We start from the raw sequence: 1,371 nt of genomic DNA on the forward strand, positions 1-1,371 counted from the left end.
AAGCCTACGCACTTGAACCTGGACAACCGTCGCCAGGCCCACCTAGCCTTCTCCGTCCCCCCATCGCAATTGTAAGAAGTACGGGAATATTAACCCGTTTCCCATCGACTACGCCTTTCGGCCTCGCCTTAGGGGTCGACTTACCCTGCCCCGATTAACGTTGGACAGGAACCCTTGGTCTTCCGGCGAGGAGGTTTTTCACCCCCTTTATCGTTACTCATGTCAGCATTCGCACTTCTGATACGTCCAGCATGCGTTACCACACACCTTCAACCGCTTACAGAACGCTCCCCTACCCAATGCACTAAAGTGCATTGCCGCAGCTTCGGTTTACTACTTAGCCCCGTTACATCTTCCGCGCAGGCCGACTCGACCAGTGAGCTATTACGCTTTCTTTAAATGATGGCTGCTTCTAAGCCAACATCCTGGCTGTCTGAGCCTTCCCACATCGTTTCCCACTTAGTAGTAATTTGGGACCTTAGCTGGCGGTCTGGGTTGTTTCCCTCTCCACGACGGACGTTAGCACCCGCCGTGTGTCTCCCGGATAGTACTTACTGGTATTCGGAGTTTGCAAAGGGTTGGTAAGTCGGGATGACCCCCTAGCCTTAACAGTGCTCTACCCCCAGTAGTATTCGTCCGAGGCGCTACCTAAATAGCTTTCGGGGAGAACCAGCTATCTCCAGGTTTGATTGGCCTTTCACCCCTAGCCACAAGTCATCCGCTAATTTTTCAACATTAGTCGGTTCGGTCCTCCAGTTGATGTTACTCAACCTTCAACCTGCCCATGGCTAGATCACCTGGTTTCGGGTCTATATCCAGAGACTGAACGCCCAGTTAAGACTCGGTTTCCCTACGGCTCCCCTAGATGGTTAACCTTGCCACTGAATATAAGTCGCTGACCCATTATACAAAAGGTACGCAGTCACAGGACAAGCCTGCTCCTACTGCTTGTACGTACACGGTTTCAGGTTCTATTTCACTCCCCTCACAGGGGTTCTTTTCGCCTTTCCCTCACGGTACTGGTTCACTATCGGTCAGTCAGTAGTATTTAGCCTTGGAGGATGGTCCCCCCATATTCAGACAGGATATCACGTGTCCCGCCCTACTCGATTTCACTGAATATGCGTCGTCAGTTACGGGGCTATCACCCTGTATCGCCAAGCTTTCCAGCTTGTTCACCTGACGCCTATAAAGCTTAAGGGCTAGTCCAATTTCGCTCGCCGCTACTTTCGGAATCTCGGTTGATTTCTTTTCCTCGGGGTACTTAGATGTTTCAGTTCCCCCGGTTCGCCTCGTTATGCTATGTATTCACATAACGATACTTACTTATGTAAGTGGGTTTCCCCATTCGGAAATCCCAGACTCAAGTGG

At 51.1% G+C, this 1,371-nt stretch carries 1 rRNA gene; it reads right to left on the reverse strand.

What is annotated here, in order from left to right:
* A 23S ribosomal RNA gene (locus ACWPOD_RS23565) occupies positions 1-1,371 on the reverse strand; the annotation flags it as partial.

This window comes from Vibrio sp. JZG120 (genome assembly GCF_053890955.1).